Source organism: Myxococcus faecalis (genome assembly GCF_050039385.1).
In the GTDB taxonomy this organism is placed as follows: domain Bacteria; phylum Myxococcota; class Myxococcia; order Myxococcales; family Myxococcaceae; genus Myxococcus; species Myxococcus fulvus.
Map to the genome: position 1 here is coordinate 3,248,980 of NZ_CP144336.1, position 24,620 is coordinate 3,273,599.

The window sequence follows — 24,620 nt, forward strand, 5'->3', positions numbered from 1 at the left end:
TTCGCGACGGCATGAGAGCGCCCCGCGCCCCCCACCCCGGCACTACCGCATGACGGCGCCGACCTACGCGCCACCGCATACGGCCCCGCGCACCGCACCTCGACGCTCTCGCGAGCGCCTCGACAGGCGCGATGCACACGGTCCTTCACGCACAACGGTCTCGACGAGAAAGCGGCCGAGCCGCGCCAACCCGAAGCGCCTATGCCTCCGGCGTCTCCGTGCCCGCGCCATCCAGCAGCTTGTAGAGCGTCTTGCGGTCCACATCGAGCAGGCGCGCCGCCTCGCTCTTGTTGCCCCCCACCGACTGGAGCACGTGCGCCGCATACCGCCGCGACAGCTCCGCGAGGCTCGGCATGTCCCCCGCGAGCCCCGTCAGCCGCTTGGGCGCATCTCCAATCGGCTCCGGGAAGTCCTGCGGCCCCAGCACGCCCGTCACGTTGAGCGCCAGCGCCCGCGCCACCACGTTCTCCAGCTGCCGCACGTTGCCCGGCCAGTCATACGCCGTCAGCCGCCCCATCGCCTCCGACGTCACCACCGGGCTCACCCCACCCCGCGCATGCCGTGACGCGAAGTGCTGCACCAGCGCCGGGATGTCCTCTCGCCGCTCACGCAGGGGCGGCAGGTGCAGGTGCACCACGTCCAGCCGGTACAGCAGGTCCTCGCGGAACACGCCCTCCGCCACCCGCTCCTTCAAGTCCTTGTTCGTCGCCGCCACCACGCGCGCGTCCACCTTCACCGGCACGCTCTCGCCCACCCGGCGGATCTCGCCCTCCTGCAGCACGCGCAGGAGCTGCGACTGCACCTTCATCCCCACGTCGCCAATCTCATCCAGGAAGAGCGTCCCGCCGTTCGCCTCCTCGAAGACACCCCGACGCGCGCCCGAGGCGCCCGTGAAGCTGCCCTTCGCATGGCCGAACAGCTCGCTCTCCATCAGCGACTCGGTGATGGCGCCGCAGTCCACCGGGATGAACGGCCCCGTCGAGCGCGGCGAGCGCTTGTGCAGCGCCCGCGCCACCATCTCCTTGCCCGTCCCCGTCTCGCCCGTAATCAGTACCGGCACGTTGCTCGCGGCCGCGCGGGCCACCTGCTTGTAGACCTCCAGGAGCGCGGGGCTGCGCCCCACCAGCGCCGTGCGGTCCACCTGCTGGCGCAGCGAGCGGTTCTCCTCCACCAAGCGCTTCTGCTCGAGCGCCCGGCGCGCGATGCGCAGAATCGCATCCACGTCGAAGGGCTTGGCCAGGTAGTCGAACGCGCCCAGCTGGATGCTGTCCAGCGCGCCCTCGATGTTGCCGAACGCCGTCACCACGATGACCGGCGTGTCCGGCAGGTGCGCCTTCACCTCCTGCAGCACCTTCAGCCCATCCCCTGGCTCCGGCATGGCCATGTCCGTGAGCACCAGGTCGAACGCGCCCTCCGCCAGCTTCTCCTGCGCGGCCTTGGGGTGCGCCGCCTGCGCCACCGAGCCGAGCGGCCCCAGCAACCGCTGGAGCAAATCCCTCGCCTGAGGGTCATCGTCCACGACGAGGATGCGCGCTGAGCTCACGAAGCCACCTTGCGGATTGCGGAAGCCGTGGACGACTCCGCGGACTGGACGGCGCTTCCCACCGTCTGCCGCGCGACCTTCGGGAAGCGCACCACCACGCGCGTCCCCTTCCCCTCCTCCGAGCGCACCGCCAGCGTCCCCCCGTGCGCCTCCACCACCCGCTTCGTGGTGACCAACCCCAACCCATGCCCCGGCAGCGAGCGCGCCTCCGGCGCGCGGAAGAACGGCTGGAACAACGACGTCAACACCGCGGGCCCCATCCCGATGCCGTTGTCCGACACCTCGAGCACCGCGTCCGTCCCGTCCGTCGCCACGCTCACCGTCACCTTCGCGTCGGGCCGCCCCGCCGAGTACTTCACCGCGTTCGTCAGCAGGTTGCGCGCGGTGACCTGCAACAGCTGCCCCGGGCAGTCCACCGCCACGCCCGCCTCCAGCGCCCGGTCCAGCGCCACGTTCTGCAGCGCCGCCACCTGCGACACCTCCAGCAGCACCGTCGTCACCGCCGTGTCCAGCTCGCCCACCGTGCGCTCGCCCCGCGTGCCCGCGCGGCAGAAGCGCAAGAGCGCCTCAATCAGCTCCCCCATGCGCACCGCGCTGGACTCGCACTGCGCCAGCATCTCCAGCGCGCCCGCGTCCTTCACCGCGCCCGTGCGACGGATGAGCGTCAGGTAGCCCTTGAGCGGCGCCAGCGGGCTGATGAGGTCGTGCGCCACGCGGCGCGTGAAGGCATCCAGCTCCTGGTTGTGCCGCCCCAGCTCCTCCAGCTGTCCCTGAATCGTCGCGTCCTGGCGCTGGAGCAGCCGCGTGATGTGCCACCCCACCAACACCGACAGCAGCATGGCCAGGAGCGTGGTGCCCGCGCCCAGCGCCGTGTTGCGCACGCGCAGGTCGGCCAGCCGCCCCACCAGCCGGCGCGCCTCGTTCGCGTTCTCCTCCGACAGCGACTCGCCCAAGGCGTCCAGCTGCGCGGCCACCGGCCGGATGCGCTCGGCCAGGTGCCGACGCGCCCGGTCCGCCTCGCGCCGCTGCGAGAACACCGCCGCCGCGCGCACCTGGTCCGCCAGCCCCTGGCACGCGGCGTTGAAGCGCTCCCACATCGCCTTGTCGCCCGAGGGCAGGTTGCGCGTGTACGCCTCCGAGGCGAAGCGGATGTCGGTGAGAATCTCTTCCATCACCGCGTCGGCCGCGCCGCGCTCCCGGTCGTCCGTGGCGCGGATGTGCGCCTCAATCGCGGACTCCAGCGACAGCGCGTCCACGCGGATGCGCCCGATGAGGCCGGCGCGCTCCAGCGCCTGCTTCACCAGCGCGTCCACCTGCGCGCCCGTGCGCACCTCCGTCCACAACATGAAGGCGGTGACGGCCGACAGCAGGGCCACCACGAAGAAGAAGCCGGCGCGATAGCCGCGGATGGACTTGCGGGTGCTCACCAGGGTCGTCCTGTACCACGGAGCACGGGCCGAGGACCCGCGTCCTGACCTTCAGGGCGCCGCCGTCCCGTCGCCTGCCGCCGGAGCATCCGGCTGCCGCGCCGACGGCAACCGCCGCCGCGCCCGCTCCAGCGCCGACTCATAGAAGACGTCCGACAGCTGCTCGTGCATCTCCCGCAGCTCGTTGAGCTCCCGCTCCCGCGCGAGCAGCTGCGTGTTGTGCTCCTCCAGCGCGTGCCGGTCCGCCTCCGTGCGCGCCAGCTCCTCCATCAGCGCCGCGCGGCCCTGCTCCGCCTCCGCGCGCTCCTGCTTGAGCCGCTCGATGGCCGACTCCAGCGCCGCCAGCTTCACCGCCACCGACTCCATGCGTTCGCGCTCCGCCTCGTACTGGCGCTGCCAGTGCAGCGTCTCCAGCACCTGCGCCTCCAGGCGCTCAGGCGGGATTCGCGCGCACCCTGTCGCCAGCCATGCCACCGCCGTCGCCATCGCGAACCACAGGGACCGCATACACCGTCTCTCCCGCGCCGCGGTCGCGAGAGATTCGCGACGAGGTGCGACGGGCTCGTGTCCTGTTGCAGCAAAGGACGCGTGCGCAGCTTGCTCAAGTGGCCCGGTGTCGTCAAAGCGACAAGCGCCCGTCTGGGGAGCAAGCCCCCAATGTTGGAGCCTCAACTGAGGATTTCCTCCCCAGCACGCGCACGAAAGCCCACGCGCTTCCCTCGGAAGGCCGCGCTGGCACGCCCGCTGCTCAAGCGCCTGTCCGCTGATACGGCGCAATCCTGCGTCGTCCTGCCTCAACGGAGCATTCCATGAAGACCGTGTTCGCCGCCGCCCTGCTCGCCGCCGCCACCGCGTTTGCCAACACCCCCGCTCCGGCCGCCGCGGAGGCCAAGCCCGCCGCCGCCGAGGCGCAGCCCGCTCCCGCCGCCGAGATGAAGGCCGAGGAGGCCAAGCCCGAGACGGCCGAGGCCAAGCCCGCCGCGGAGGCCAAGCCCGCCAAGGGCAAGAAGGCCAAGAAGGCCGCCCCCAAGGCCGAGACGGCCGCCGAGACCAAGTAGTCTCGATTTCCTCACTTCGAGGAATCCCCGCGAGGGCGCCCTTTCCAAGGGGGGCGCCCTCGTGGCATTTCGGGGTCTGTCATCACCCGGACACTTCACGACCAGGTCGCCTCCCTCGGAAAGTCACCTGTGTCATCTACACCCCGCCTGGGTCATTGTCTCCGTGGCGAGCTCTTGATTTTCAGCAAAGCTGGGATTTGACAGAAACACAGTAATCGCGCTTAATGCGACTTCAGAGGATGACAGTCGGTTCCGGATTCCTGCGGAACCCCATTGCAAATCCGTCTTTTCCTGGAGTCACCCCCATGGTGGAAGCCTTCTCGAAGGTGTCGGAAGCCTCGAAGCTGTTGCTGGAGAAGGGCCTCTGCCCCGCCACCGCGGTGGAGTCGCTGGGGCTGGTGGGGCACGCGATGGGCGTGGACCGGGCCTACATCTTCGAGAACCGGGTGTCGCAGACGTACGGCCGGTTCGTGACGGACCTGCGCTACGCCTGGGCGGAGCCGCCCACCGCGTCGCCCCTGGCCAACCCCGTGCTGCGCGCGTTCTCGTTCCGGGACTTCGCGCCGGGCTGGGTGGACATGCTGGAGGCGGGGATGGTGGTCGCGTGCCCCACCCGTGACGCGCCGCCGATGATGCGCGATCTGCTCGAGCGGCAGGGGACGCACTCCATCCTGCTGTGCCCCATCAACCCCTCGCGTCAGCAGTGGTGGGGCGTGGCGGTGTTCGAGGACTGCCGGCAGCCCCGGGCCTGGAAGCCCGAGGACGTGTCGCTGCTCAAGTCGCTGTCGCGGGCGGTGGCGGCGTCGGTGCGCCACGGGCAGATGCGCTCCTCGCTGGACCAGGTGCGCAACAGCCTGAGGGCGGCGGTGGGCCGCACGCCGGCGTCCGGGCACTAGCCCCTCGCCTCCCCGGTCGCCAGGCGACGGAGGGCGCGGGCGACCCTCCCCCCTTGAGCCCTGGCCCCGTGCGTCGAGGGTTTCTGCTACCCTGGCGGCCCCCTGTCTACCGCCATGTCCTCCATCGACCCGACGGCGATCAGCCGGCCTCGCTCCCCCGACCTCATCAGCGGCTACCGCCTCGAAAAGCTCGTGGGCACCGGAGGCATGGGCGAGGTCCACAAGGCCACCCAGCTGTCGCTCGGGCGCACGGTGGCGGTGAAGCTGCTCAACCAGGAGCTGGCGAAGGACCCGTCCTTCATCGCGCGCTTCCAGAAGGAGGCCGCGGCGCTCGCCGCGCTGAGCCACCCCCACGTCGTCTCCATCGTCGACAAGGGGAAGACGGACGCCACCTACTACCTGGTGATGGAGTTCGTGGACGGCCCGTCGTTGCGCGAGCTGATCCGCCAGTCCCAGTTCGACATGATGGGCGCGCTCAGGCGCATGCTCGAAATCTGCCGGGCCATCGAGTACGCGCACGGCCGCGGCGTCATCCACCGCGACCTGAAGCCGGAGAACATCCTGCTGGACCAGCAGGCCGGCGGCATCGCCAAGGTGTCGGACTTCGGGCTCGCCTCGTTCCTGGATGACGCCAGCCCCTCGTCGCGCTACGCGCTGACGTCCACGCACGTGTCCATGGGCACGCTGTCGTACATGGCGCCCGAGCAGCGCGTGGACGCGAAGAACGCGGACGCGCGCGCGGACATCTTCTCGCTGGGCGTCATCCTCTACGAGTGGCTGACCGGCGAGGTGCCGCTGGGCACGTTCGACCCGCCCTCGCAGCGCAAGCCCGGGCTGGACGCGCGCCTGGACGGCATCGTCACCAAGTGCCTCAAGCCGGACCCGGAGGACCGCTACCCGTCGGTGGCGGCGCTCATCGCGGACCTGGAGCTGCTCGTCCCCGGCAGCCTGCCGTCGATGCTGCCGGTGAAGCAGACGCGGGTGCAGCGCTTCAAGGCGGGCGTGCGCAAGGTGGTGCGCACCACCATGCAGGCCGCCGCGGTGGTGATGGTGCTGGCGGCCAGCCTGGTCCTGGGCACGGCCTTCTATCTGAGCGGCGAGCGCCGCGCGGCGTCCGCGCCGGGCGCCACCCTCATGGCCTACCTGGGCGAGCCGCGCATCCAGCCGGTGCCCGGGCGCGAGGAGTCCAACCCCGAGCGGCGCAGGCTCACCCTGGGCGAGGGCCTGGCGGAGCAGAGCCTGGTGGTGGCCGGACGCCCCGTCACGCTCGAGGACAAGACGCTCGTCTTCCCCTGGCAGGACGACGAGCAGAGCGTGGGCCGGGTGCGCGTGGACGTCACGCGCCGGGACGGCGACAGCCTCAGCCTCACGGCGCAGCTGCTCACGGAGGCGCCGCCGCTCACCTTCGAGCGCCGCCTGCGCGACATGTTCAGCCTCTACCAGCCGTCCCCGCCGCCCACCGCGTCCATGCTGCTGCTGGGCAGCACGGGCCGCTACGTGGCGCTGGTGCACAACGGCGTGGGCGAGCCCTTGCGGCTGGAGTGGGCGCTCGGCGAGCGCCGTGGCGCGATGCTCGGCATCGAGTCCCCCAAGGCGGGCCCGGTGAACGTGGAGCTGGCAGTGGACGCGGAGGGGCGGCTGGAGGCGTTCCTGGGCACGGGCAAGGACCGCCGGGCGCTCTTCGAGCCGCTGGTGCTGGGAGCGGGCTGGGTGGAGCAGTTCGGCGACGCGCCCTTCCCCGGCTTCGGCTGCATCGAGGGCACCTGCCGCGTGTCCGGCATCACCTACGTGCTCAAGCAGTCGCCGCCCGGAGGGACGACGGCGCCGGTGCCGCCGACACCCACCCCGTCCCCGCCGAAGGTGGCCGCGGCGGTGCCGGCCAAGGCGGTGGTGCCCAAGAAGGCGCCTCCTCCGCCCCCCAAGAAGCAGCCCGTCAAGCCCGCGCCCAAGAACGGCAAGCGCCGCTAGACGGGCACGAAGGCGACAGAGTTCCGCAGGGGAATATGGCCAGTGACGGGGGATTGCATTATCCCTCGGCACTCCTATGCGCACCTTCCGCCGCGGCCTGACCGCGTTCGCACTCGTCGCCGGCCTCACGGGCTGCTCCCACTCCCCCACCCCCAGCGTCGCGCCGCGCGTGCTGGAGAGCGCCGCGGAGAAGGCGCGCTCCGGCACGGACGAGGCGCGCACGCTCGCCTTCGCCGGCTTCCACGCGTACCTGATGGAAGGCGACGCGGCGGTGGCGCAGCAGCGCTTCGACGCCGCCGTGGCGAAGGACCCGGCGGACCCCTACGCCCTCATCGGCCAGCACCTGCTCGCGCGCCGCGCGGGGCGGCCGGACCGGGCGCTCGTGGCCGCGCTGGAGGTGGTGACGCGCGCGCCCACGCACCCGCTGGCGCTCATCGGCGCGCGCTACGCGCTGGACACCGTGGGCACCGCGCCGCCCCTGGATGAGGCCATCCTCGCGGCGGCGCAGAAGGCGCTCGCGGCGGGCGCGTCGGGCGAGACGGCGTACCTGCTGCGCGGCACGCGGCTGTCGGTCGCGGTGACGCGCGGGGACCTCAAGGCGCGCGACGCGGTGCTCAAGGAGCTGGGCGGCGTGTCCGAGGCGACGCTCGTGGGGCCCTTCTCCGCCTTCCATGTCCTGTCGTGGGACGAGGCGTGGCCCACCGGCCAGGGCGGCTCGCTCACAGGCCCGTTCACCGGCGCCTTCGGGGCGCTCCCCACGCGCAAGCTGCTGGCGCCGGACGGCCGGCTGGATTTGGGCGGCGAGCCGGGCGAGGGCGACGTGTACCTCATGGCCTTCGACGCGGAGGTGCCGCAAGGGGCGACCTACGTGGCGCGCTCGGTGAGCGCCGCGTCGCACCAGGTGGTGATGGACGGCACGCTGGTGCTGGAGCGCGCCGCGTGGACGCAGGCCACCTCCACCGTCACCAGCCGCGCCGTGAAGCTGTCGGCGGGCAAGCACCGCATCATCGTCCGTCAGCTCAAGGGCGGCACCTCCGGCGTGCTGTCGTTCTCGCTGCTGCGCGAGGACGGCCAGCCCGCCAACGTGCGCTTCACCGCGGCCACCGGACCGGCGCCCGCGACGTGGGGCAGCGCCCCCTCGCTGGCCGACGCGAAGGGCGTTTACCCCACCGCGAAGTCCATCAAGGACGCGCTCTCGGGCGAGGCGGGGGAGCTGCTCTCCACGTTCCTCGCGGCGCGTGACGGCCTGGCGCGCGACGCGGACGGCGCCCGGCGGCTGATGGCGGACGTGGACGCGACGACGCCCGCGCTGCTGGCCCTGCGCGCGGAGGTGGCCGCGGCGGACCGGACGGTGCCCTCCAAGGTGGCGCGCGGCCGGGCCACGCGGGATTTGGAAGCGCTCTTGTCCAAGGACCCGACCCACGTGGCCGCGCTGCTCTTGCGCGCGGACCTGTTCATGGACGACGGGCAGGCGGCGAGCGCGCTGGAGACCCTGAAGACGGCGAGCGAGGCGGTGCAGCCTCCGGGCTTCCCGCTGTTCCTGATGCGCGCGCGCGCGGCGCTCACGCTGGACGTGGACGCGCTGGCGGAGGAGTCGCTGGCCGCGGCGCTGCAGCTCCAGCCGCAGCTGTGTGAGGCGCTGGGGCTCCAGTACAACCTGGCGCGGCGGCGCGACGCGGTGGAGCGCTCCAACACGCTGGTGGAGGCGCAGAAGGACTGCCCCGGCGTCGCGGCGCGGCGGGCGGACCACGCGCGTACGCGCGGGGACCTGGAGGCCGCCGCGCGCGAGTACGCGCAGCTGCTCGCCCGGGACCCGACGAGCGTGAGCGCGGGCACGTCGCTGGCGACCCTCTACGTGGGCCTGCGTCGCCATGACGACGCCATCGCCGTGCTGGAGAAGCTGGCGGTGACGTGGCCGCGCAACACGGAGCTGCTCAAGCGCATGGCGGACGTGCGCGAGTACTCGGGCAAGGGCGCGGAGGCGCTCGCGCTGCGAGAGAAGGCGCTGGCGCTGGAGGGGGACGATTTGTCGCTGCGCCGCGCGGTGGAGCGCGCGAAGACGGGCAAGGAGCTGCTGCAGGAGTTCGCCATCGACGGGCAGGAGGCGCTGCGCGCCTACGACGCGGAGCCCGTGACCGGCGGCGCGGCGGTGTTCGTCCTGGATGCCGCGGCGGTGCGCGTGTACCCGGACGGCAGCATCGTCAACCGCATCCACACCATCCAGAAGGCGCTGGAGCAGTCGGGCGTGCAGGAGATCGCGGAGGTCAACGTGCCCCGCGGCGCCCAGGTGCTGGCGCTGCGCACGCTCAAGGCGGACGGGCGCGTGCTCGAGCCGGAGAACATCGAGGGCAAGGACACGGTGAGCCTGCCCGGCGTGCAGGTGGGTGACAGCGTGCAGGTGGAGTACCTGCTGGCGGAGAGCCCGCGCGGCCCCGCGCAGCCGGGCTTCACCGCGTCCGCGTTCTACTTCCAGATCGCCAACCAGCCCAACGCGTGGACCACGTACACGGTGGCCGCGCCCAAGGGGACGGGCATGAAGGTGGACGCGCACGCGATGAAGGCGCCCCAGCCCACGGTGCGCGGCGACGAGGAGGTCTTCCACTACGAGGCGCGCCGCGTGCCGCCGTTCATCCCCGAGCCGGACGCGCCGCCCTCCGGCAACGAGTACCTGCCCTTCGTCATGGTGGGCGCGGGCGCCACGGGCAACGACAGCCTGGCGCGCGTCTACGGCGACGCCTTCCAGGAGCGCTGGGCGCGCACCGCGGAGGTGGTCCGGTTCACCCGCGAGGTCACCCAGGGCAAGCAGGGCCTGGAGGCGGTGAAGGCGCTGCACGCGGCGGTGATGGAGCGCTTCTCCGGGCGGGACAACGGGCTGGGCCAGTCCGCGGCGTCCACGGTGGCGCAGGACCGGGGCAGCCGGCTGACGGTGCTCAAGGCGGGCCTGGAGGAGCTGGGCATCCCCTCGCGCGTGGCGGCGGTGCGCACCTTCAACGTGGACCCGGCCGAGTACCTGTTCCCCAACGACAACCTGCTGCCCTATGCGGCCCTGCGCGTGGAGGTGCCGGGGAGCGCGCCGGTGTGGGTGGACACGTCGGTGCGCTACGGGCCCTTCGGTGAGCTGCCGGAGTTCGCCATGGGCGAGCTGACGGCGTACCTGTTGCCGGAGCCGGGCAGGAAGCTGGAGGTGGTGAAGACGCCCGCGACGAAGCAGTCCACGGGCAAGCAGGTGCGCCTGACGCTCTCGCTCGACGCCGACGGCAAGCTGAGCGGCAAGGGCGAGGAGACGTACACGGGCTTCGAGGCGGCGCAGCTGGCGGAGGCCTTCAACCAGCTGTCGGCGGAGAGCCGCAACCAGGCGCTCCAGGGCGCGGTGGCGCGCTACTTCGGCGGCGCGGCGCTCTCCAGCGTCACGCTGGACCACAAGGACCAGGTGGGCGCGCCCTTCGTGCTGCGCTACGAGTTCACCGTGCCGCGCTTCGGACGGCTGGAGGGCGACAACCGCATGGCGCTGGGGCCCCTCACCTTCCCCGCGCAGCTGGGCCGCCGCTACGTGCAGCTGAGCAGCCGCCGCACGCCGCTCTACATCGACAACACCGAGGCCAGCAGCACGCAGGTGACGCTGTCCCTGCCCTCGGGCTGGAAGCTGCCCGACCCGCAGCCCGCCATCGACGTGAAGAACCCCTTCGGGCAATTCACCCGCACCGAGAAGCAGGACGGCGGCACGCTCACCATCACCGAGTCGCTGCGACTGCCGCGCGCCCGCGTCGCGCCCCGTCAGTACGAGCAGTTCGCCGGCTTCACCGGGGACGTGGACCTCATCCAGACGCGGGAGATGTTCCTGGTGAAGCAGTAGCCAGCCCGCCTGTCCGCCCGCTCTCCCAGCAAGACGGGTCGACCCAAGAGGGGCTCCCGGGTTGAATACGGGGGCCCCTCACGCGTCCGTAGGGCGTGAAGTGCCCCTGACGATGGGGCGCTTGGATTCTCAACCTGGAGAAGACGTCATGAGTCCTCGAAGCTGGCTCTGGATGGTGGCCCTGCTGTCGGCCCCGGTGGTTCAGGCGCAGACGACGCCAGTGCCCGCCGCGGACCCCTCGTACGACGGCCGCGAGTACGGCGAAGGCGAGTTCGACGAAGACTCCGACGACGAGATTGCCCCCATGGCGCCCCAGCCTCCTCCGGCGCTGCCCACGGAGCAGCCCTCGCGCAGGCCCTATGCCGGCGCCGTGTGGGCCTCCGGGCACTGGTACTGGGACGGCGACGAGTGGCGCTTCAACCCGGGCACGTGGCTGGCCCCCATGGAGGGCTACCAGTTCGTGAACGGCTACTGGGAGGAGGACCGGGGGGCCTGGTACTGGGTCTCCGGCGGCTGGGCGCGGCGGGGCACCACCGAGGTGGAGATTCCCATCGCCGTGTCCTCCGAGGCCCTCACCGTGCAGCAGGCGCCTCCCGCGCCGCGCCAGGAAATCCGTCCGGCCGCGCCCTCCGCCGACCTCACCTGGGAGCCCGGCTACTGGTACTGGTCCGGCAACAACTGGGACTGGGTGGATGGCACGTGGGCCGCTCCGCCGCGCGCGGGCCTGGTCTTCGTGTCGCCCCGCTGGGTGCAGCGCGGCCTGACCTGGCACTTCGTCAGCGGAGGCTGGGCGCCGCGCGGCTCGCTGCACGTCACCGTACCCGTCTTCCGCCACGCCCGCGTGTCCGTGCGCTGGGGCCACCCCAACTACTTCGCGCACACGTGGTACCGCGCGCCGGCCGTCCGCTACTACTACCACCGCCCGTGGCGCGCCTCCGGCCACTACTACCGGCATGACCGCGTCTGGCGCTCGCCGACCTACTACCACCGCGCCTCGCCGGGCCCCGGCTACCACCGCCGCGACGACTCGTGGCGCGGCCGCGATGACCGCTGGAAGAGCCACCACCGCGGGCCGGAGCGCCACGAGCGCTGGCGCGCCCCCAGCCACCGCTCCTCGCCCCGCGGCCATGAGGCCACGCCCGTCCGCGGCGGCGACCGCCACCGCGGCGGACGCGGCGGCGGCTGGGGAGACGGCGACCGCCGACGCTAGAGCCCTGGCTCGGGGCCCGCCTCCCCCCGGGGGCCCCCCCAGCGTTCACCCCTCGACAGGGGCGTCGTTCAGACTCGAGAAAATCAAGACTAAACAGCAAAACCCAGGTGCCTCATCCCCCTCCTTCAGGAGTGCACCATGACACCTGGGTCCTGTCGTTTCGCGGTGTTGCTGTCCTTGTTCCTCGTGGCCCCGGCCTGCGCGCCGGAGCCCGCGGCGGAAGAGACTCCGGCCCCGGAGGGCCTGGAGACCTCCCGCGCGGCCATCACCCTGCCCCCGTCGTACACGGACGCGCAGGTGACGGCCATCGCCCGGCCCACGGCGCTGGCCTTCACGCCGGATGGGCGGCTGCTCATCACCACGCAGACGGGGCAGCTGCGCGGGTGTTCAGCGGGGGCGTGCTGCTGCCGACGCCGGCGTTGGACCTCTCCGCGGTGCTGTGCACCAACTCGGAGCGCGGCCTGTTGGGCGTGGCGGTGGACCCGGACTTCGCGACCACCGGGCACATCTTCCTCTATTACACGTTCAACAAGTTCAACACGTGCACGACGAACATCGCCAACGTGGCGGTGAACCGCGTCTCGCGCTTCACGCTGCCGAGCACGAACGTGGTGAGCCCGTCGAGCCAGGTGGTGCTGCTCGACAACATCCCGTCCCCGGGCGGCAATCACAACGGCGGTGATTTGCACTTCGGCCCGGATGGGCTGCTCTACGTCAGCGTGGGAGACGGCGGCTGTCAGCTCGGGGACCCGAGCCGCTGCGGGGGAGCGAACACCACGGCGCGCAGGCTGGACGTGCTGCTCGGGAAGATGCTGCGCATCAACAAGGACGGCACCGCGCCCACGGACAACCCCTGGTACGCGGTGTCGGGCAGCCGGCGCTGCGGCAATCCCGCGGGGGTGCCGACGGGCACGGGGCCGTGCCAGGAGAACTACGCCACGGGCCTGCGCAACCCGTTCCGCTTCGCCTTCCAGCCGGGCACCAGCACGTTCTTCATCAACGACGTGGGCCAGAGCCTGTGGGAGGAGATTGACGAGGGCATCAAGGGCGCGGACTACGGCTGGAACACGCGCGAGGGGCACTGCGCGAACAACTCCACCACCAACTGCGGCGCGCCTCCGGCGGGGATGACGAACCCCCTCTTCGACTACAAGCGCGGCACCAACCCCACGGGCTCGCCGTTCCAGAACTGCAACTCCATCACGGGAGGGGCCTTCGCGCCGCCTGGAGCGTGGGCGAACGCGGACGACAACGCGTACTTCTTCAGTGATTACATCTGCGGGAAGGTGTTCAAGCTGGTGCGCGGCGCGGGCGGCGCGGTGACGGTGGACGCGTTCGCCACGGGCCTGGGCTCCGGCTCCGCGGTGACGCTGCGCTTCGGCCCGTCGGGCGCGCGCCAGGCGCTCTACTACACGACGTACGCCGGAGGCGGAGAGGTGCGCCGCATCGAGTTCACCGGCACGCGCACCGTGACGCCGTAGCGGGCGCTCGACAGGCGGGGCCCCGGACGTGACGCGCTGACGCCCGTCCGGGGTGTTCGCTGTCCTCGCCCGCTCCAGCGGGTCAGCGGATGTCAGTAGTAACAGAGGTTGTCGGAGCCGCAGCCCCCCGTATAGCCCTTGCATTGACAGTGGAAGTCTTCGGAGCAGAAGCTCATGGGGCAGACGGAGCCACCCCCGCCACCACCGCCCGTCGACTGCTGGTAGTAGCAGGCCCCCTGGACGCAAGCGACGCTCAGCGCCGACGGACACGCGTTCCAGCAATCACTCTCATCGTTGCAGAACGACTGGACGCAGACGGACAGGCCCGCCTCCGTCGCGCCCGGCGAGGCCTCGTCACAGACCGCGTCCTCGGAGGGCTCGGCGCTCGCCGGACTCCCACCGAAGACGACGGCCGACACGGCCAGAAGGACGGCGACACTCCAGGGAAGCTGCTTGCGAAGGAACTTCATGGCGATGCTCCTCTCGACGCGTGCGGACCACGCGACGATGCGCGGCCCGCACAGACGCTACAGAAGCACCGCGATTGCAATCAAACCCGGGTCACCACAACCTCAGAACTGACAGAGGACGTCGGGCCCGCGGGAGCCCGGGCGCTCATTCGGCGCAAGCGGACCCGCCCACCCGTGGGTCCATCCCGGAGCCTACAGCAGTATCCCCGTTGCAATCCGGCGACGAAGCCCCCGAGGCGTCAGGGAGGCAGCCCCGTGGAGAGCACCTCGCGGATCTCCCCCGCCGTGTACTGTGTCCCCCAGAGCGCGTTCACCAGCACGGCGACCCCCTCCGAGCCCGAGTAGACGCTGCCCGAGGTCATCTCGACCAGGGTGACGCGAGGGTCCGCAAGCTCAAGCAGGCGCGGCGCCACCTGGGACACGTCCCGCCCGTTCAGTTGGAGCACGCGCTGCGCCTGGAGCCACCCCACCAACGCGTCCTGCACGAAGGGGACGTAGAGCGACTGCTCCTCGGGCCCCAGGTTCGTCAGCAGATACCCCAGGGACACCGTGGTGAGGGCATGGGCGTACTGGACCACCAGTTGCCCGTGGTCCAACGCGCGCGTGTTCCAGTCCGGGACCTCCAGGTGCTGGATGTACAGCGGAGACATCGTCGGGCCCACGAGCGGCGCGAGCGTCTGCGTCTGCTCCACGGGGACGAGCGTGTCCCAGTCCTCGTGCAGGACGAGGAAGGGCGTCGTCAGCCTCGGCGCGAGGTGCTCGCGCGTCCACGCGCTGTAGTCCGCGCCCGGCGCCCCCGGAGCCCCTCCCGTGGCGGCGACGATGCGGCGCCGATAGGGCTCGAAGAACGTGGCGTACTGGGAGCGCACCCACGGGTCCGACACGCGCGAGGGAATCACCGTCTCCAGGTATTCGAACTGCCGCGCGAAGTCGGACAGCGGGAAGAGCGCCACGCCCGCCCTGGGACGCACCGCCCTCGGCGCATCCGCCGCCGCGTAGAGCGCCTCGAAGCCGCCCCAGGAACCTCCCTGGATGCCGATGCGTGAGCGGTCCACCTCGGGCGCCTGCTCGAGGAAGCGCAGCCCCGCGTGCATGTCATCCCGGTCGTTCTGGATGCTGCCACCCGCGTAGAAGCGGCCGAAGACGTTGAGCACGCCGAAGCCGTTGTACAGGTAGAAGAACGACTCGCCCGCGATGAGCTCCGGCGTGCTGATGCTGTAGACGATGTTGGACGAGCCCGCGTGGTGGCCCGGCTCGCTGTCATCCGGATGGAAGCCGTTGCCTCGCGCAGCCCACTTCGCGTCCACCGCCTCGCCCGTCCACGTGATTCCGTCGTAGGGACGGGTCAGCATCATCACGGGCCAGGCGCCCGGACTCCTCGGCGGGAACCACTGCGCGTAGGACGCCGCCTTGCCTTCCTCCTGGAGCCGCAGCAGTTGGTACGCCCACTGCTGCCCACCGACCGCCGCCTGCCCCGAGCCCAGGACGGTCACCGTCAGGGGCTTGGAGTCGGTCTCCTGCTCCTCGGGAGGAAGCGGCGCCTCGGGCTTCGGGTCGGACGAGGAGCAGCCCAACAGAGCCAGGACGAGAATCACCCATCGTGTCGTGCGCATGAGCCCCAAGACACCGCAGTCCGGATTTTTTGGAAGCGGCGAGCGCGGATTCTTCGTCACCGCCCCGACAGTGCGCCCGCGCTACTTCGCTTCCTCGGGTTCCTTGAAGATGGCCACGTGGGGCTGACCGTCCTCGCCCACGTAGCCGCGATACATGCCCGAGGAGTTGAACGGCATCGCCACATTCCCATCGCGGTCCATCGCGATGACGCCGCCCTCGCCTCCCGCCTTCACCAGCACGTCGTTGACAACGAGGTTGGCGGCCTCGGGCAGGGGCAGCTCCTGGTACTCGACGCGCGCGCAGATGTCGCGCGCCACGGTGTAGCGGATGAAGAACTCTCCGTGCCCCGTGGCGGAGACCGCGCAGCGCGGGTCCGCGTAGGTGCCCGCGCCGATGATGGGCGAATCCCCCACGCGGCCGTAGCGCTTGTTCGTCATGCCTCCGGTGGACGTGCCCGCCGCGAGGTTGCCGGCCTGGTCCAGCGCCACCGCGCCCACGGTGCCGAACTTGTGGTCCCCCGTCACCGGGTCATACCCGGGTCGCAGCGTCGAGGGCGTCGTGCCCGGAGCCGGCGTCGCGCGCTCCTTCTCCAGCGCGCGCTGGAGGCCCTGCCAGCGCTCCTCCGTGTAGAAGTACTTCGGGTCCACCAGCTCCACGCCCTGCGCCTTGGCGAACGCCTCCGCGCCCTCTCCCATCATCATCACGTGCGGCGACTGCTCCATCACCCGGCGCGCCAGGTCGATGGGGTTCTTCACGCGCCGCAGCCCCGCGACAGCCCCGGCCGAGCGCGTCCTGCCGTCCATGATGGCCGCGTCCAGTTCGTTGACGCCGTCGTGGTTGAAGACCGCGCCCTTGCCCGCGTTGAAGTGCGGAGAGTCCTCCAGGACACGGATGGCCGCGCTCACCGCGTCCAGGCTCGTGCCGCCCTTGGCCAGCACGCCATGTCCCGCCGCGAGGGCCTGCTGGAGCGCCGCGCGGACCTCGGCTTCGCGCTCGGCTGAGAGGTTCTCGCGCGAGATGACGCCCGCGCCGCCGTGGATGACCAGCCCCCACCGGGGCTTGCGAGCAGCCGAGCCCTCCTGGGTGAGTCGGGCGTCATCGACCCGCGCGCCCTGGGTGCTCGTGCAGCCCACGGGCAGGAGGAACAGCGCGGTCCCCGCGACGAGGCTTCGGGGAAGAGACGGCAGGGAAGCGAACATTCCGTGACCTCCAGCGGGACCCGCGAGACGACGCGTATGAGGTGACGACACGCGTGTTCGCAGGCGATGTGCCCGCGTCGGTAGCACGGCGCTCCGAAGGGCACAACGACGGCCCCCTGCCTGCCCTCCAGGCGACGAGCAGGCCACGGACGGAGGGCCTTCCCGTCCGCTCCGTTCCCCGTGCCTTATGGCGCTGGCGTGCACAGTCTCGGGGTCGTCCACGGAACCGGGGAGCGCGTGATGAAGAAGCTGAAGGGCTTGCGGGTGGCGGTGCTGGCGACGAGCGGCTTCGAGCAGGTGGAGCTGACGCGTCCGGTCAAGAAGCTGCAGCGCCAGGGCGCGGAGGTGACCATCGTGTCGCTCCTGCCCGGCCACATCCGGGGCATGAACCACATGCTGCCGGGCAAGAAGGTCCGCGTGGACGCCACGCTGCGCGACGTGAAGGCCGCGGACTTCGACGCGGTGCTGCTGCCCGGCGGGCTCATCAACCCGGACACGCTGCGCCAGAGCGCGCTGGCCAAGGACTTCGTCCACGACGCGGACTCGCTCAACCTGCCCATGGCCATCATCTGTCATGCGCCGTGGCTGCTCATCTCGGCGGGCCTCACCGAGGGCCGCACGCTCACGTCGTGGCCCGGCATCCAGGACGACGTGAAGAACTCCGGCGCCCTGTGGCGCGACGACGAGCTGGTGCGCGACGACAACTGGGTCTCCAGCCGGGGGCCGCAGGACCTGCCCGCCTTCGAGCGCGCCATGGTGGAGCTCTTCGCGGAGAAGATGCCCGAGGTGCGCGAGCGCCTGCGTCAGGCCCAGGACGAGCACCCCGTGGCCGCGCGCTACCACCCGACGACGGAGGAGTCCGGACGGCGCTGGCCCCGGCTGCTCGCGGGCAGCCTGGCCACCGCGGCCATCAGCTTCGGCGTGCGCCGGCTGGCGGCTTCACGCTGAAGCGCGCGAGGGCCGTGGTGCGTTCCACGGCCCTCCTCGGGCCCGACGAGGTCGAGCGCCGCTCAGAGGCAGCGGGGATTTCCACCCACCTGCCGGCAGGTGCACTCCCCCACTTCCCCGTCATCGCAGCAGGAGAAGGTGGACAAGTCGAGGCAGATCTTGGTCCGCGCGAAGGAGCAGGTCGGCATCCCAGGCCGGCAGCCCGTGGGCGGGCACGCGTACGTCGTGCCATCACAGACCACGCTCACGTAGTTCGTCGAAGTGCAGGTGACGGGCGTCGTCGGACACGTGACGGTGGTGCCATCCGAGCAGGAGGCGTAACAGCCCACCAGCGCCTCCGAAGCGGAGGTCAGGGCATCGCCCTCGTCGACCGTCGTCTCGGCGGGCACTCCGCCACACCCCACCGCAAGACTGACGGCGCAAGCCCACAGCCACAGCTTCAGAGACTTCATGGCAGACCTCCTGGTGTCGAGAAGGTGTGCGAGCGAAGGACGACCGAGCCGGCGGCATCCTCCGCAATCCGGACATCAAGAGCAACTCGGGGGCAGAAGTATCGCTCCGCGGTCTCGACACGCGCGGGCACGAGGCCCGCGGTGGGCTCGAATCAGGGAGTCACATCCACCCGAGCTGCAACCGGGCCACGTCCGTCATCCGGCTCTGGTCCCAGGGCGGGTCCCACACCAGCTCCACGTGGGCCTCCTTCACGCCGGGCACGCCGCTGACCTTGGTGCGCACGTCATCCACCAGCACCGGCCCCATGCCGCAGCCGGGCGCCGTCAGCGTCATCTGGATGTCCACGCGCTGCCCACCCTCCGGCAGCGGCTCCGCCTTGCACGCGTACACCAGGCCCAGCTCCACGATGTTCACCGGAATCTCCGGGTCATACACCGTGCGCAGCTGCTCCCAGACCTGCTCCTCGTGGAACTCGCTGGGGTCGCCCGCGGCCTTCTCCTTGGGCGCGTACTCCTCGCCCAGCGCCGCGCCGTCCTTCTCGTCGATGCGGAAGAGCTGCCCGTAGGGGTCCTGCACCGTGATGTTGCCGCCGAGCGTCTGCATCACCCGCAGCTCCGCGCCCTCCGGCAGCACCACCCTGTCACCGCTGGGGATGATGGTCGCGGGGACCTCCCGCTCCAGCATCGCCGTCACGCCTCGCATGGTCCGCTCCCTCCTTCCCTACTCCGTGGAGACCGCTTCACTGTGTCCCGCCAGCGCCGCGCGCATCGTGTGCCACGCCAGGCTCGCGCACTTCACCCGCGCGGGGAACTCGCTCACGCCAGACAGCACCGCGAGCTTGCCCAGCGCGTCCAGGTCCACCGACTCCGGCCCTTCCGTCACCAGCTTGTGCACCAGCGCGAAGAGCGCCTCCGCCTCCTCGCGCGACTTGTCCTTCACCGCCCCCGTCATCAGCGACGCGGACGCGCGTGAAATCGCGCAGCCCTGCCCCTGGAAGCCGATGTCGCGGATGACGTCTCCCTCCATCTTCATCGTCACGGAGAGCTGATCTCCGCACAGCGGGTTGTGCCCCGCCGCCTCGTGGTTGGCGCCCTCCACCACGCGGTAGTTGCGCGGCCGCTTGGAGTGCTCCAGCACCACCTCTTGATAGAGGTCCTTCAGGTCATCCGAGCCCGAGCTCATCCGAACACCTCCCTCACCTTGTGCAGCCCGCGCACGAGCGCATCCACGTCCTCGCGCGTGTTGTAGAGCGCCAGCGACGCCCGCGCCGTCGCCGGCAGCTTGAAGTGCTGCATCACTGGCTGCGCGCAGTGGTGGCCCGTGCGGATGCAGATGCCCTCGCGGTCCAGGATGGTGCCCACGTCGTGCGGGTGGATGTCCTCCAGCGTGAAGGACAGCACGCCCGCCTTCTCGCGCGCCGTGCCGATGAGTCGCAGCCCCGGGACCGACTCCAGCGCGGCCGTCGCGTAGGCCATCATCTCCCGGTCGTGCTCGGCGATGGCGGACAGCCCCACGCCCTGCAGATACCGGATGGCGGCGGCCAGCCCCACCGCGCCCTCCAGGTTCGGCGTCCCCGCCTCGAAGCGGTGCGGCACGCGGTTGTACGTCACCTTCTCCATCGTCACGGAGAGGATCATGTCCCCGCCGCCCTGGTACGGAGGCATCGGCTCCAGTCGCTCCAGCCGCCCGTACAGCACGCCGATGCCCGTGGGGCCGAACGTCTTGTGCCCGCTGAAGGCGTAGAAGTCACAGCCCAGGTCCTGCACGTCGACGGGGAAGTGCGTCACCGACTGCGCCCCGTCCACCAGCACGGGGATGCCCTTCGCGTGCGCCCGGCGCGTCAGCTCCTTCACCGGGTTCACCGTGCCCAGCGCGTTGGACACGTGGGTCACCGCGAGGATGCGCGTCTTCTCCGTGAGCAGCGCGTCCACCGCGTCCATCACCAGCTCGCCCCGGTCATCCACCGGAATCACCTTGAGCGTGGCGCCAGTCTGCTCGCACAGCATCCGCCAGGGGACGATGTTGGCGTGGTGCTCCATCTGCGTGATGAGCACCTCGTCCCCGGCGCCGATGTGCTTGCGGCCGTAGGTCTGCGCGACGAGGTTGATGGCCTCGGTGGTGCCACGCACGAAGATGATTTCGCGCGCGTCCCGGGCGTTGAGGAACCCGCGCACCGTCTCGCGCGCGCCCTCGTACGCCTCCGTGGCGCGCTCGGAGAGGATGTGGACGCCCCGGTGCACGTTGGCGTTGTCGTGCTGGTAGAAGCGGACGATGGCGTCGATGACCGCCTGCGGCTTCTGCGCCGTGGCCGCGCTGTCCAGGTAGACGAGGGGACGGCCCCGCACCTCCTGCCGCAGCAGGGGGAAGTCCGCGCGCACCTGCTGCACGTCGAACGTGCTCATGCCGTCACCTCCGTCCGGGCCGCGCCCGGCAACCGCTGGGCCAGCAGTGACTCCACGCTCGCGCGCACCGGCCCCTCCGGCACCGCCTCCACCAGCTCACGGGCGAAGGCATACGTGAGCAGCCGCTCCGCCTCCGCCTGGGGGATGCCTCGCGAGCGCAGGTAGAACAGCGCCTGCGCGTCCAGCCGCCCCACCGCCGCGCCGTGCGCGCACTTCACGTCGTCCGCGAGAATCTCCAACTGCGGCCGCGTGTCCGCCTGCGCGTGCTCGGACAACAGGAGGTTGCGGTTCTGCTGCCGCGCGTCCGTGCGCTGCGCGTCCTGCCGCACCTTCACCAGACCGTGGAACGTGCCGCGCGCCCGGTCATCCAGCACGCCCTTGTACAGCTCGCGGCTGGTGCAGTCCGCCACCGCGTGGTCCAGCGCGGTGCGCACGTCCTGGTGCTGCGTCCCGCGCCCCACGTACAGGCCATTGAGGGTCGCGTCGCCACCCTTGCCCGCGAAGGAGACGTGCACCTCGTTGCGCGCCAGCACGCCGCCGAAGGCGAACGTGTGCGAGACGAAGCGGCTGTCGCGCCCCTGCTTCACGTGCAACCCGCCCACGTGCAGCGCCGCGTCCCCCTCCGACTGGAGGCGGTAGTGCTTCAGGCTGGCGTTGTCCCCCAGCGCCACCTCGGTCACCGCGTTGGTGAACGTGGCCACGGGGCCTCCGCTCGCGCTGGCGTACGTCTCCACCAGCGTGCCCTCGCTGCCCTCCTCCGCGAGCACCAGCACGCGCGGGCTCGCCAGCACGGCGGCGTCGCCGCGCGTCAGGAAGACCAGCTGCACGGGCACCTCGCTCAGCGCGCCCTTCGACAGGTGCACCAGCGCCCCATCCTCCAGCAGCGCCGCGTTGAGCGCCGTGAAGGCCTGCTCCGACGCTCGCGCCCTTTGCCCCAGGTGGGCCTCGAGCAGCGCCGCGTCCTCCGTCAGCGCCACGCCGAGCGGCTTCACCGTCAGCCCGCGCGGCAGCCCCGTCACGCTCGACAGCTCCGGAGCGAAGCGTCCGTCGACGAAGACCAGCCGGGGTCCACCGACGAGCGCGAGCCTGTCCACCACCGGCGCCAGCACCGCGCTGTCACGCAGCGCCGACACGGGCGTGAAGCCTCCCTCCGCGATGGGCGAGACGTTGGTGTACTTCCACGCCTCGTCCTTCGTCGTCGGCAGGCCCAGCCGCTCGAAGTGCGCGAGCCCCTCCTGCCGCAGGGTGCGCAGGTAGGCAGGCGCGCTCGCGGCCTGCTTCTGGAAGCGCGAGGCGACGTCCAGGTAGCGCGTCATCGCCGGACCTCCCCGCCCTTCGGCGCCCCCTTGCCACCCTCCAGGCCCAGCCAGCCGTAGCCCTTCTCCTCCAGCTCCAGCGCCAGCTCGCGCCCGCCCGAGCGGACGATGCGGCCCGCCGACATGACATGCACCTTGTCCGGGACGATGTAGTCGAGCAGCCGCTGGTAGTGGGTGATGAGCACCATGCCGCGGTCTTTGGAGCGCAGGCCGTTCACGCCCCCCGCCACCGTGCGCAGCGCGTCGATGTCCAGGCCCGAGTCCGTCTCGTCGAGCACGGCGAGGCGCGGCTCCAGCACCGCCATCTGGAAGATTTCGTTGCGCTTCTTCTCGCCGCCGGAGAAGCCCTCGTTCACCGAGCGGTTCATGAAGGCCTGGTCCAACTGCACCAGCTTCGACTTCTCCTTGGCGAGCTGGAGGAAGTCCATCGCGTCCAGTTCCTCCAGCCCCCTCCCCCGGCGCTGCGCGTTGAGCGCCGTGCGCAGGAAGTGCAGGTTGCCCACGCCCGGAATCTCCACCGGGTACTGGAAGGCCAGGAACACACCCTCCGCCGCGCGAGCCTCGGGCGACAGCTCCAACAGCGACTTGCCGTCGAGCAGCACCTCGCCCTGTGTCACCTCGTAGGCGTCACGCCCCGCGAGCACGCTCGCCAGGGTGCTCTTCCCCGAGCCGTTGGGCCCCATGATGGCGTGCACCTCACCGGCGCCCACCTCCAGGTCGATGCCCTTGAGGATGTCCTTGTCGCCCACGCGGGCGTGCAGATTCCGAACCGACAGCAGCGCCATGACCTACCCCACGCTCCCTTCCAGACTCACTCCGAGCAGCTTCTGCGCTTCCACCGCGAACTCCATGGGGAGCTCCTTGAAGACCTGCCGGCAGAAGCCATTCACAATCATCGACACCGCGTCCTCCTGGGAGATGCCGCGCTGCCTGCAATAGAAGAGCTGGTCCTCGCCAATCTTCGACGTGGAGGCCTCGTGCTCCACCTGCGCCGACGCGTTCTTCACCTCGATGTACGGCACCGTGTGGGCGCCGCACTTGTCACCCAGGAGCAGCGAGTCGCACTGCGTATAGTTGCGCGCGTCCTGGGCGCTCTTGAGCACCTTCACCAGCCCCCGGTACGTGTTCTGTCCCCGGCCCGCGCTGATGCCCTTGGACACGATGGTGGAGCGGGTGTTCTTCCCGATGTGCACCATCTTCGTGCCCGTGTCCGCCTGCTGCAGGTTGTTGGTGAGCGCCACCGAGTAGAACTCGCCCACCGAGTCATCCCCCTTGAGGATGACGCTCGGGTACTTCCACGTAATCGCCGAGCCCGTCTCCACCTGCGTCCACGAAATCTTCGCCTTCTCGTGCGCGATGCCACGCTTGGTGACGAAGTTGTAGATGCCGCCCTTGCCCTCGGCGTCGCCGGGGTACCAGTTCTGCACCGTGGAGTACTTGATGGTGGCCCCCTTGAGCGCCACCAGCTCCACCACCGCCGCGTGCAGCTGGTTGGTGTCGCGCTGGGGCGCCGTGCAGCCCTCCAGGTAGCTCACGTAGGAGCCCTCGTCCGCGACGATGAGCGTGCGCTCGAACTGGCCCGTCTCCGCCGCGTTGATGCGGAAGTACGTGGACAGCTCCATCGGGCACCTCACGCCCTTGGGCACGTAGACGAACGAGCCGTCGCTGAACACCGCCGAGTTGAGCGCCGCGAAGAAGTTGTCCGAGTGCGGCACCACCGTGCCCAGGTACTTCTTGAGCAGCTCCGGGTGCTCGCGCACCGCCTCCGAGAACGAGCAGAAGATGACGCCCGCCTTGGCGAGCTTGTCCTTGAACGTCGTCGCCACGGACACCGAGTCGAACACCGCGTCCACCGCGACGTTCTGCAGGCGCTTCTGCTCCTCGAGCGGGATGCCGAGCTTCTCGTAGGTGCGCAGAATCTCCGGGTCCACCTCGTCCAGGCTGTCCTTCTTCGGCTTGAAGCGCGGCGCCGAGTAGTAGCTGATGGCCTGGTAGTCGATGGGGCGGTACGTCACCGCCTGCCACGTGGGCTCGCGCAGCGTGAGCCAGTGGCGGAAGGACTTCAGGCGCCACTCGAGCAGGAAGGCCGGCTCGCCCTTCTTCTCGGACAGCGCGCGGATGACGTCCTCGTTCAGGCCGGGCGGGAAGGTGTCCGCCTCCACGGCGGAGACGAAGCCCGCCGCGTACGGGCGGCGCGTCAGCTCCTGGAGGGTGTCGGTGGTCATGAGCGAACTCCTGTCACGGATGAAGTCGTCGGGGGGGTGTTGGGGCTCGTGGGCCGCGAGGGCACGCCCAGACCCACCAGCCGCTCGGGCATGCGCGGCGCCGGGGCGATGAGGTCCGCCAGCGTCAGGCGCGCCAGCGACTCCTGGATGGCCTGATTGATGAGGCGCCAGTGGCCGCGCACCTGGCACACCGCCTCCAGCTCACAGGGCGCGCCGCCGGTGGGATGCACGCCACACTCGGTGAGCGACACCGGGCCCTCCAGCGAGGCCACCAGCTCCGCCAGGGACAGGGACGCCGGTGGCCGCGCCAGGCCATAGCCCCCGTTGGCGCCGCGGTGGGACACCACGAGGCCCGCTTGAAGCAGGCCCTTGAGCACCTTGCTGGCCGAGGGCAATGGCACACGGGTGCGTGCCGCCAGCTCGCGAGTGGTGCGGGTGCCACCCTCCGCGCGAGCCAGCTCGGTCATCAGCACGATGCCGTAGTCGGTCATCTTGCTCATCCGAAGCATGCGGGACGCTCTCTCCTCTCTGGGTCCATTCCCACGCGGGCCCTCCAG

Annotated in this window: 22 protein-coding genes; 7 read left to right on the forward strand and 15 right to left on the reverse strand. The window is 70.9% G+C overall.

Annotated features, from left to right (window positions below; genetic code table 11):
* Window positions 1-199: 199 nt before the first annotated feature.
* Genes VZQ01_RS12765 through VZQ01_RS12775 form a run of 3 tightly spaced genes read right to left on the reverse strand, consistent with a single transcriptional unit; the run spans window position 200 to window position 3,477 of the window.
* Complete coding sequence (locus VZQ01_RS12765; protein ID WP_046711316.1) at window positions 200-1,543, reverse strand: sigma-54-dependent transcriptional regulator; 1,344 nt, start codon at window positions 1,541-1,543, stop codon at window positions 200-202.
* A complete protein-coding gene (locus tag VZQ01_RS12770) occupies window positions 1,540-2,973 on the reverse strand; it encodes a sensor histidine kinase (RefSeq protein WP_426748957.1) in 1,434 nt (477 codons plus the stop codon). Before VZQ01_RS12770 ends, VZQ01_RS12765 begins: the two co-directional genes overlap by 4 nt.
* 48 nt (window positions 2,974-3,021) lie before the next feature.
* Entirely contained in the window at window positions 3,022-3,477 is a 456-nt protein-coding gene (locus VZQ01_RS12775) for a hypothetical protein (RefSeq protein ID WP_141331959.1), read from the reverse strand.
* 302 nt (window positions 3,478-3,779) lie between these two features.
* Between VZQ01_RS12775 and VZQ01_RS12780 the strand changes: the two genes are divergently transcribed.
* The 5 genes from VZQ01_RS12780 (at window position 3,780) to VZQ01_RS12800 (ending at window position 11,955) form a co-directional block, all read left to right on the forward strand.
* Window positions 3,780-4,028, forward strand: coding sequence for a hypothetical protein (locus VZQ01_RS12780; protein ID WP_255665747.1), 249 nt, complete (start codon window positions 3,780-3,782; stop codon window positions 4,026-4,028).
* A 305-nt stretch (window positions 4,029-4,333) separates the two neighbouring features.
* On the forward strand, window positions 4,334-4,924 hold the full coding sequence (locus VZQ01_RS12785) for a GAF domain-containing protein (RefSeq protein ID WP_223746244.1): 591 nt from the start codon (window positions 4,334-4,336) through the stop codon (window positions 4,922-4,924).
* A gap of 114 nt (window positions 4,925-5,038) precedes the next feature.
* Entirely contained in the window at window positions 5,039-6,892 is a 1,854-nt protein-coding gene (locus tag VZQ01_RS12790) for a serine/threonine protein kinase (protein ID WP_223746243.1), read from the forward strand.
* 76 nt (window positions 6,893-6,968) lie between these two features.
* The gene (locus VZQ01_RS12795; RefSeq protein ID WP_426747951.1) at window positions 6,969-10,745 is read left to right on the forward strand and encodes a DUF3858 domain-containing protein; all 3,777 of its coding nucleotides are present in this window, start codon (window positions 6,969-6,971) and stop codon (window positions 10,743-10,745) included.
* 148 nt (window positions 10,746-10,893) lie between these two features.
* Window positions 10,894-11,955, forward strand: a complete 1,062-nt coding sequence (locus tag VZQ01_RS12800) for a hypothetical protein (RefSeq protein WP_426747952.1) — start codon at window positions 10,894-10,896, stop codon at window positions 11,953-11,955.
* Between the two features lie 125 nt (window positions 11,956-12,080).
* Here VZQ01_RS12800 and VZQ01_RS12805 read toward each other — a convergent pair whose 3' ends face one another.
* Complete coding sequence (locus tag VZQ01_RS12805) at window positions 12,081-12,311, reverse strand: hypothetical protein (protein WP_426747953.1); 231 nt, start codon at window positions 12,309-12,311, stop codon at window positions 12,081-12,083.
* Window positions 12,312-12,353: 42 nt separating this feature from the next.
* Between VZQ01_RS12805 and VZQ01_RS12810 the strand changes: the two genes are divergently transcribed.
* Window positions 12,354-13,436, forward strand: a complete 1,083-nt coding sequence (locus VZQ01_RS12810) for a PQQ-dependent sugar dehydrogenase (protein ID WP_426747954.1) — start codon at window positions 12,354-12,356, stop codon at window positions 13,434-13,436.
* A 92-nt stretch (window positions 13,437-13,528) separates the two neighbouring features.
* Here the strand turns inward: VZQ01_RS12810 and VZQ01_RS12815 are convergent, their stop codons facing one another.
* The 3 genes from VZQ01_RS12815 to VZQ01_RS12825 form a co-directional block, all read right to left on the reverse strand.
* On the reverse strand, window positions 13,529-13,906 hold the full coding sequence (locus VZQ01_RS12815; protein ID WP_426747955.1) for a hypothetical protein: 378 nt from the start codon (window positions 13,904-13,906) through the stop codon (window positions 13,529-13,531).
* A gap of 239 nt (window positions 13,907-14,145) precedes the next feature.
* Window positions 14,146-15,519, reverse strand: coding sequence for an alpha/beta hydrolase family protein (locus VZQ01_RS12820; RefSeq protein ID WP_426747957.1), 1,374 nt, complete (start codon window positions 15,517-15,519; stop codon window positions 14,146-14,148).
* 81 nt (window positions 15,520-15,600) lie between these two features.
* Entirely contained in the window at window positions 15,601-16,719 is a 1,119-nt protein-coding gene (locus VZQ01_RS12825) for an isoaspartyl peptidase/L-asparaginase family protein (RefSeq protein WP_426747958.1), read from the reverse strand.
* Between the two features lie 240 nt (window positions 16,720-16,959).
* On the opposite strand from VZQ01_RS12825, the gene VZQ01_RS12830 reads away from it, so the two are divergent.
* The gene (locus VZQ01_RS12830; protein WP_141327712.1) at window positions 16,960-17,667 is read left to right on the forward strand and encodes a type 1 glutamine amidotransferase domain-containing protein; all 708 of its coding nucleotides are present in this window, start codon (window positions 16,960-16,962) and stop codon (window positions 17,665-17,667) included.
* 62 nt (window positions 17,668-17,729) lie between these two features.
* Here VZQ01_RS12830 and VZQ01_RS12835 read toward each other — a convergent pair whose 3' ends face one another.
* From VZQ01_RS12835 to VZQ01_RS12870, 8 genes are all read right to left on the reverse strand, one after another.
* A complete protein-coding gene (locus VZQ01_RS12835) occupies window positions 17,730-18,119 on the reverse strand; it encodes a hypothetical protein (protein ID WP_267697831.1) in 390 nt (129 codons plus the stop codon).
* Window positions 18,120-18,279: 160 nt separating this feature from the next.
* Window positions 18,280-18,822, reverse strand: a complete 543-nt coding sequence (gene sufT / locus VZQ01_RS12840) for a putative Fe-S cluster assembly protein SufT (RefSeq protein ID WP_141327710.1) — start codon at window positions 18,820-18,822, stop codon at window positions 18,280-18,282.
* Window positions 18,823-18,840: 18 nt separating this feature from the next.
* Window positions 18,841-19,302 (reverse strand): Fe-S cluster assembly sulfur transfer protein SufU, encoded by a 462-nt coding sequence (sufU, locus tag VZQ01_RS12845; RefSeq protein ID WP_141327708.1) that lies wholly within the window; start codon window positions 19,300-19,302, stop codon window positions 18,841-18,843.
* Window positions 19,299-20,522, reverse strand: coding sequence for a cysteine desulfurase (locus VZQ01_RS12850; RefSeq protein ID WP_223746235.1), 1,224 nt, complete (start codon window positions 20,520-20,522; stop codon window positions 19,299-19,301). Before VZQ01_RS12850 ends, sufU begins: the two co-directional genes overlap by 4 nt.
* The gene (sufD, locus tag VZQ01_RS12855; RefSeq protein ID WP_426747959.1) at window positions 20,519-21,838 is read right to left on the reverse strand and encodes a Fe-S cluster assembly protein SufD; all 1,320 of its coding nucleotides are present in this window, start codon (window positions 21,836-21,838) and stop codon (window positions 20,519-20,521) included. The genes VZQ01_RS12850 and sufD overlap by 4 nt, the downstream gene beginning before the upstream one ends.
* Complete coding sequence (gene sufC, locus VZQ01_RS12860; RefSeq protein ID WP_426747960.1) at window positions 21,835-22,623, reverse strand: Fe-S cluster assembly ATPase SufC; 789 nt, start codon at window positions 22,621-22,623, stop codon at window positions 21,835-21,837. The genes sufD and sufC overlap by 4 nt, the downstream gene beginning before the upstream one ends.
* A gap of 3 nt (window positions 22,624-22,626) precedes the next feature.
* Window positions 22,627-24,063, reverse strand: coding sequence for a Fe-S cluster assembly protein SufB (sufB, locus tag VZQ01_RS12865; RefSeq protein ID WP_248542276.1), 1,437 nt, complete (start codon window positions 24,061-24,063; stop codon window positions 22,627-22,629).
* Window positions 24,060-24,572 (reverse strand): SUF system Fe-S cluster assembly regulator, encoded by a 513-nt coding sequence (locus VZQ01_RS12870; protein WP_426747961.1) that lies wholly within the window; start codon window positions 24,570-24,572, stop codon window positions 24,060-24,062. Before VZQ01_RS12870 ends, sufB begins: the two co-directional genes overlap by 4 nt.
* Window positions 24,573-24,620: the final 48 nt, after the last annotated feature.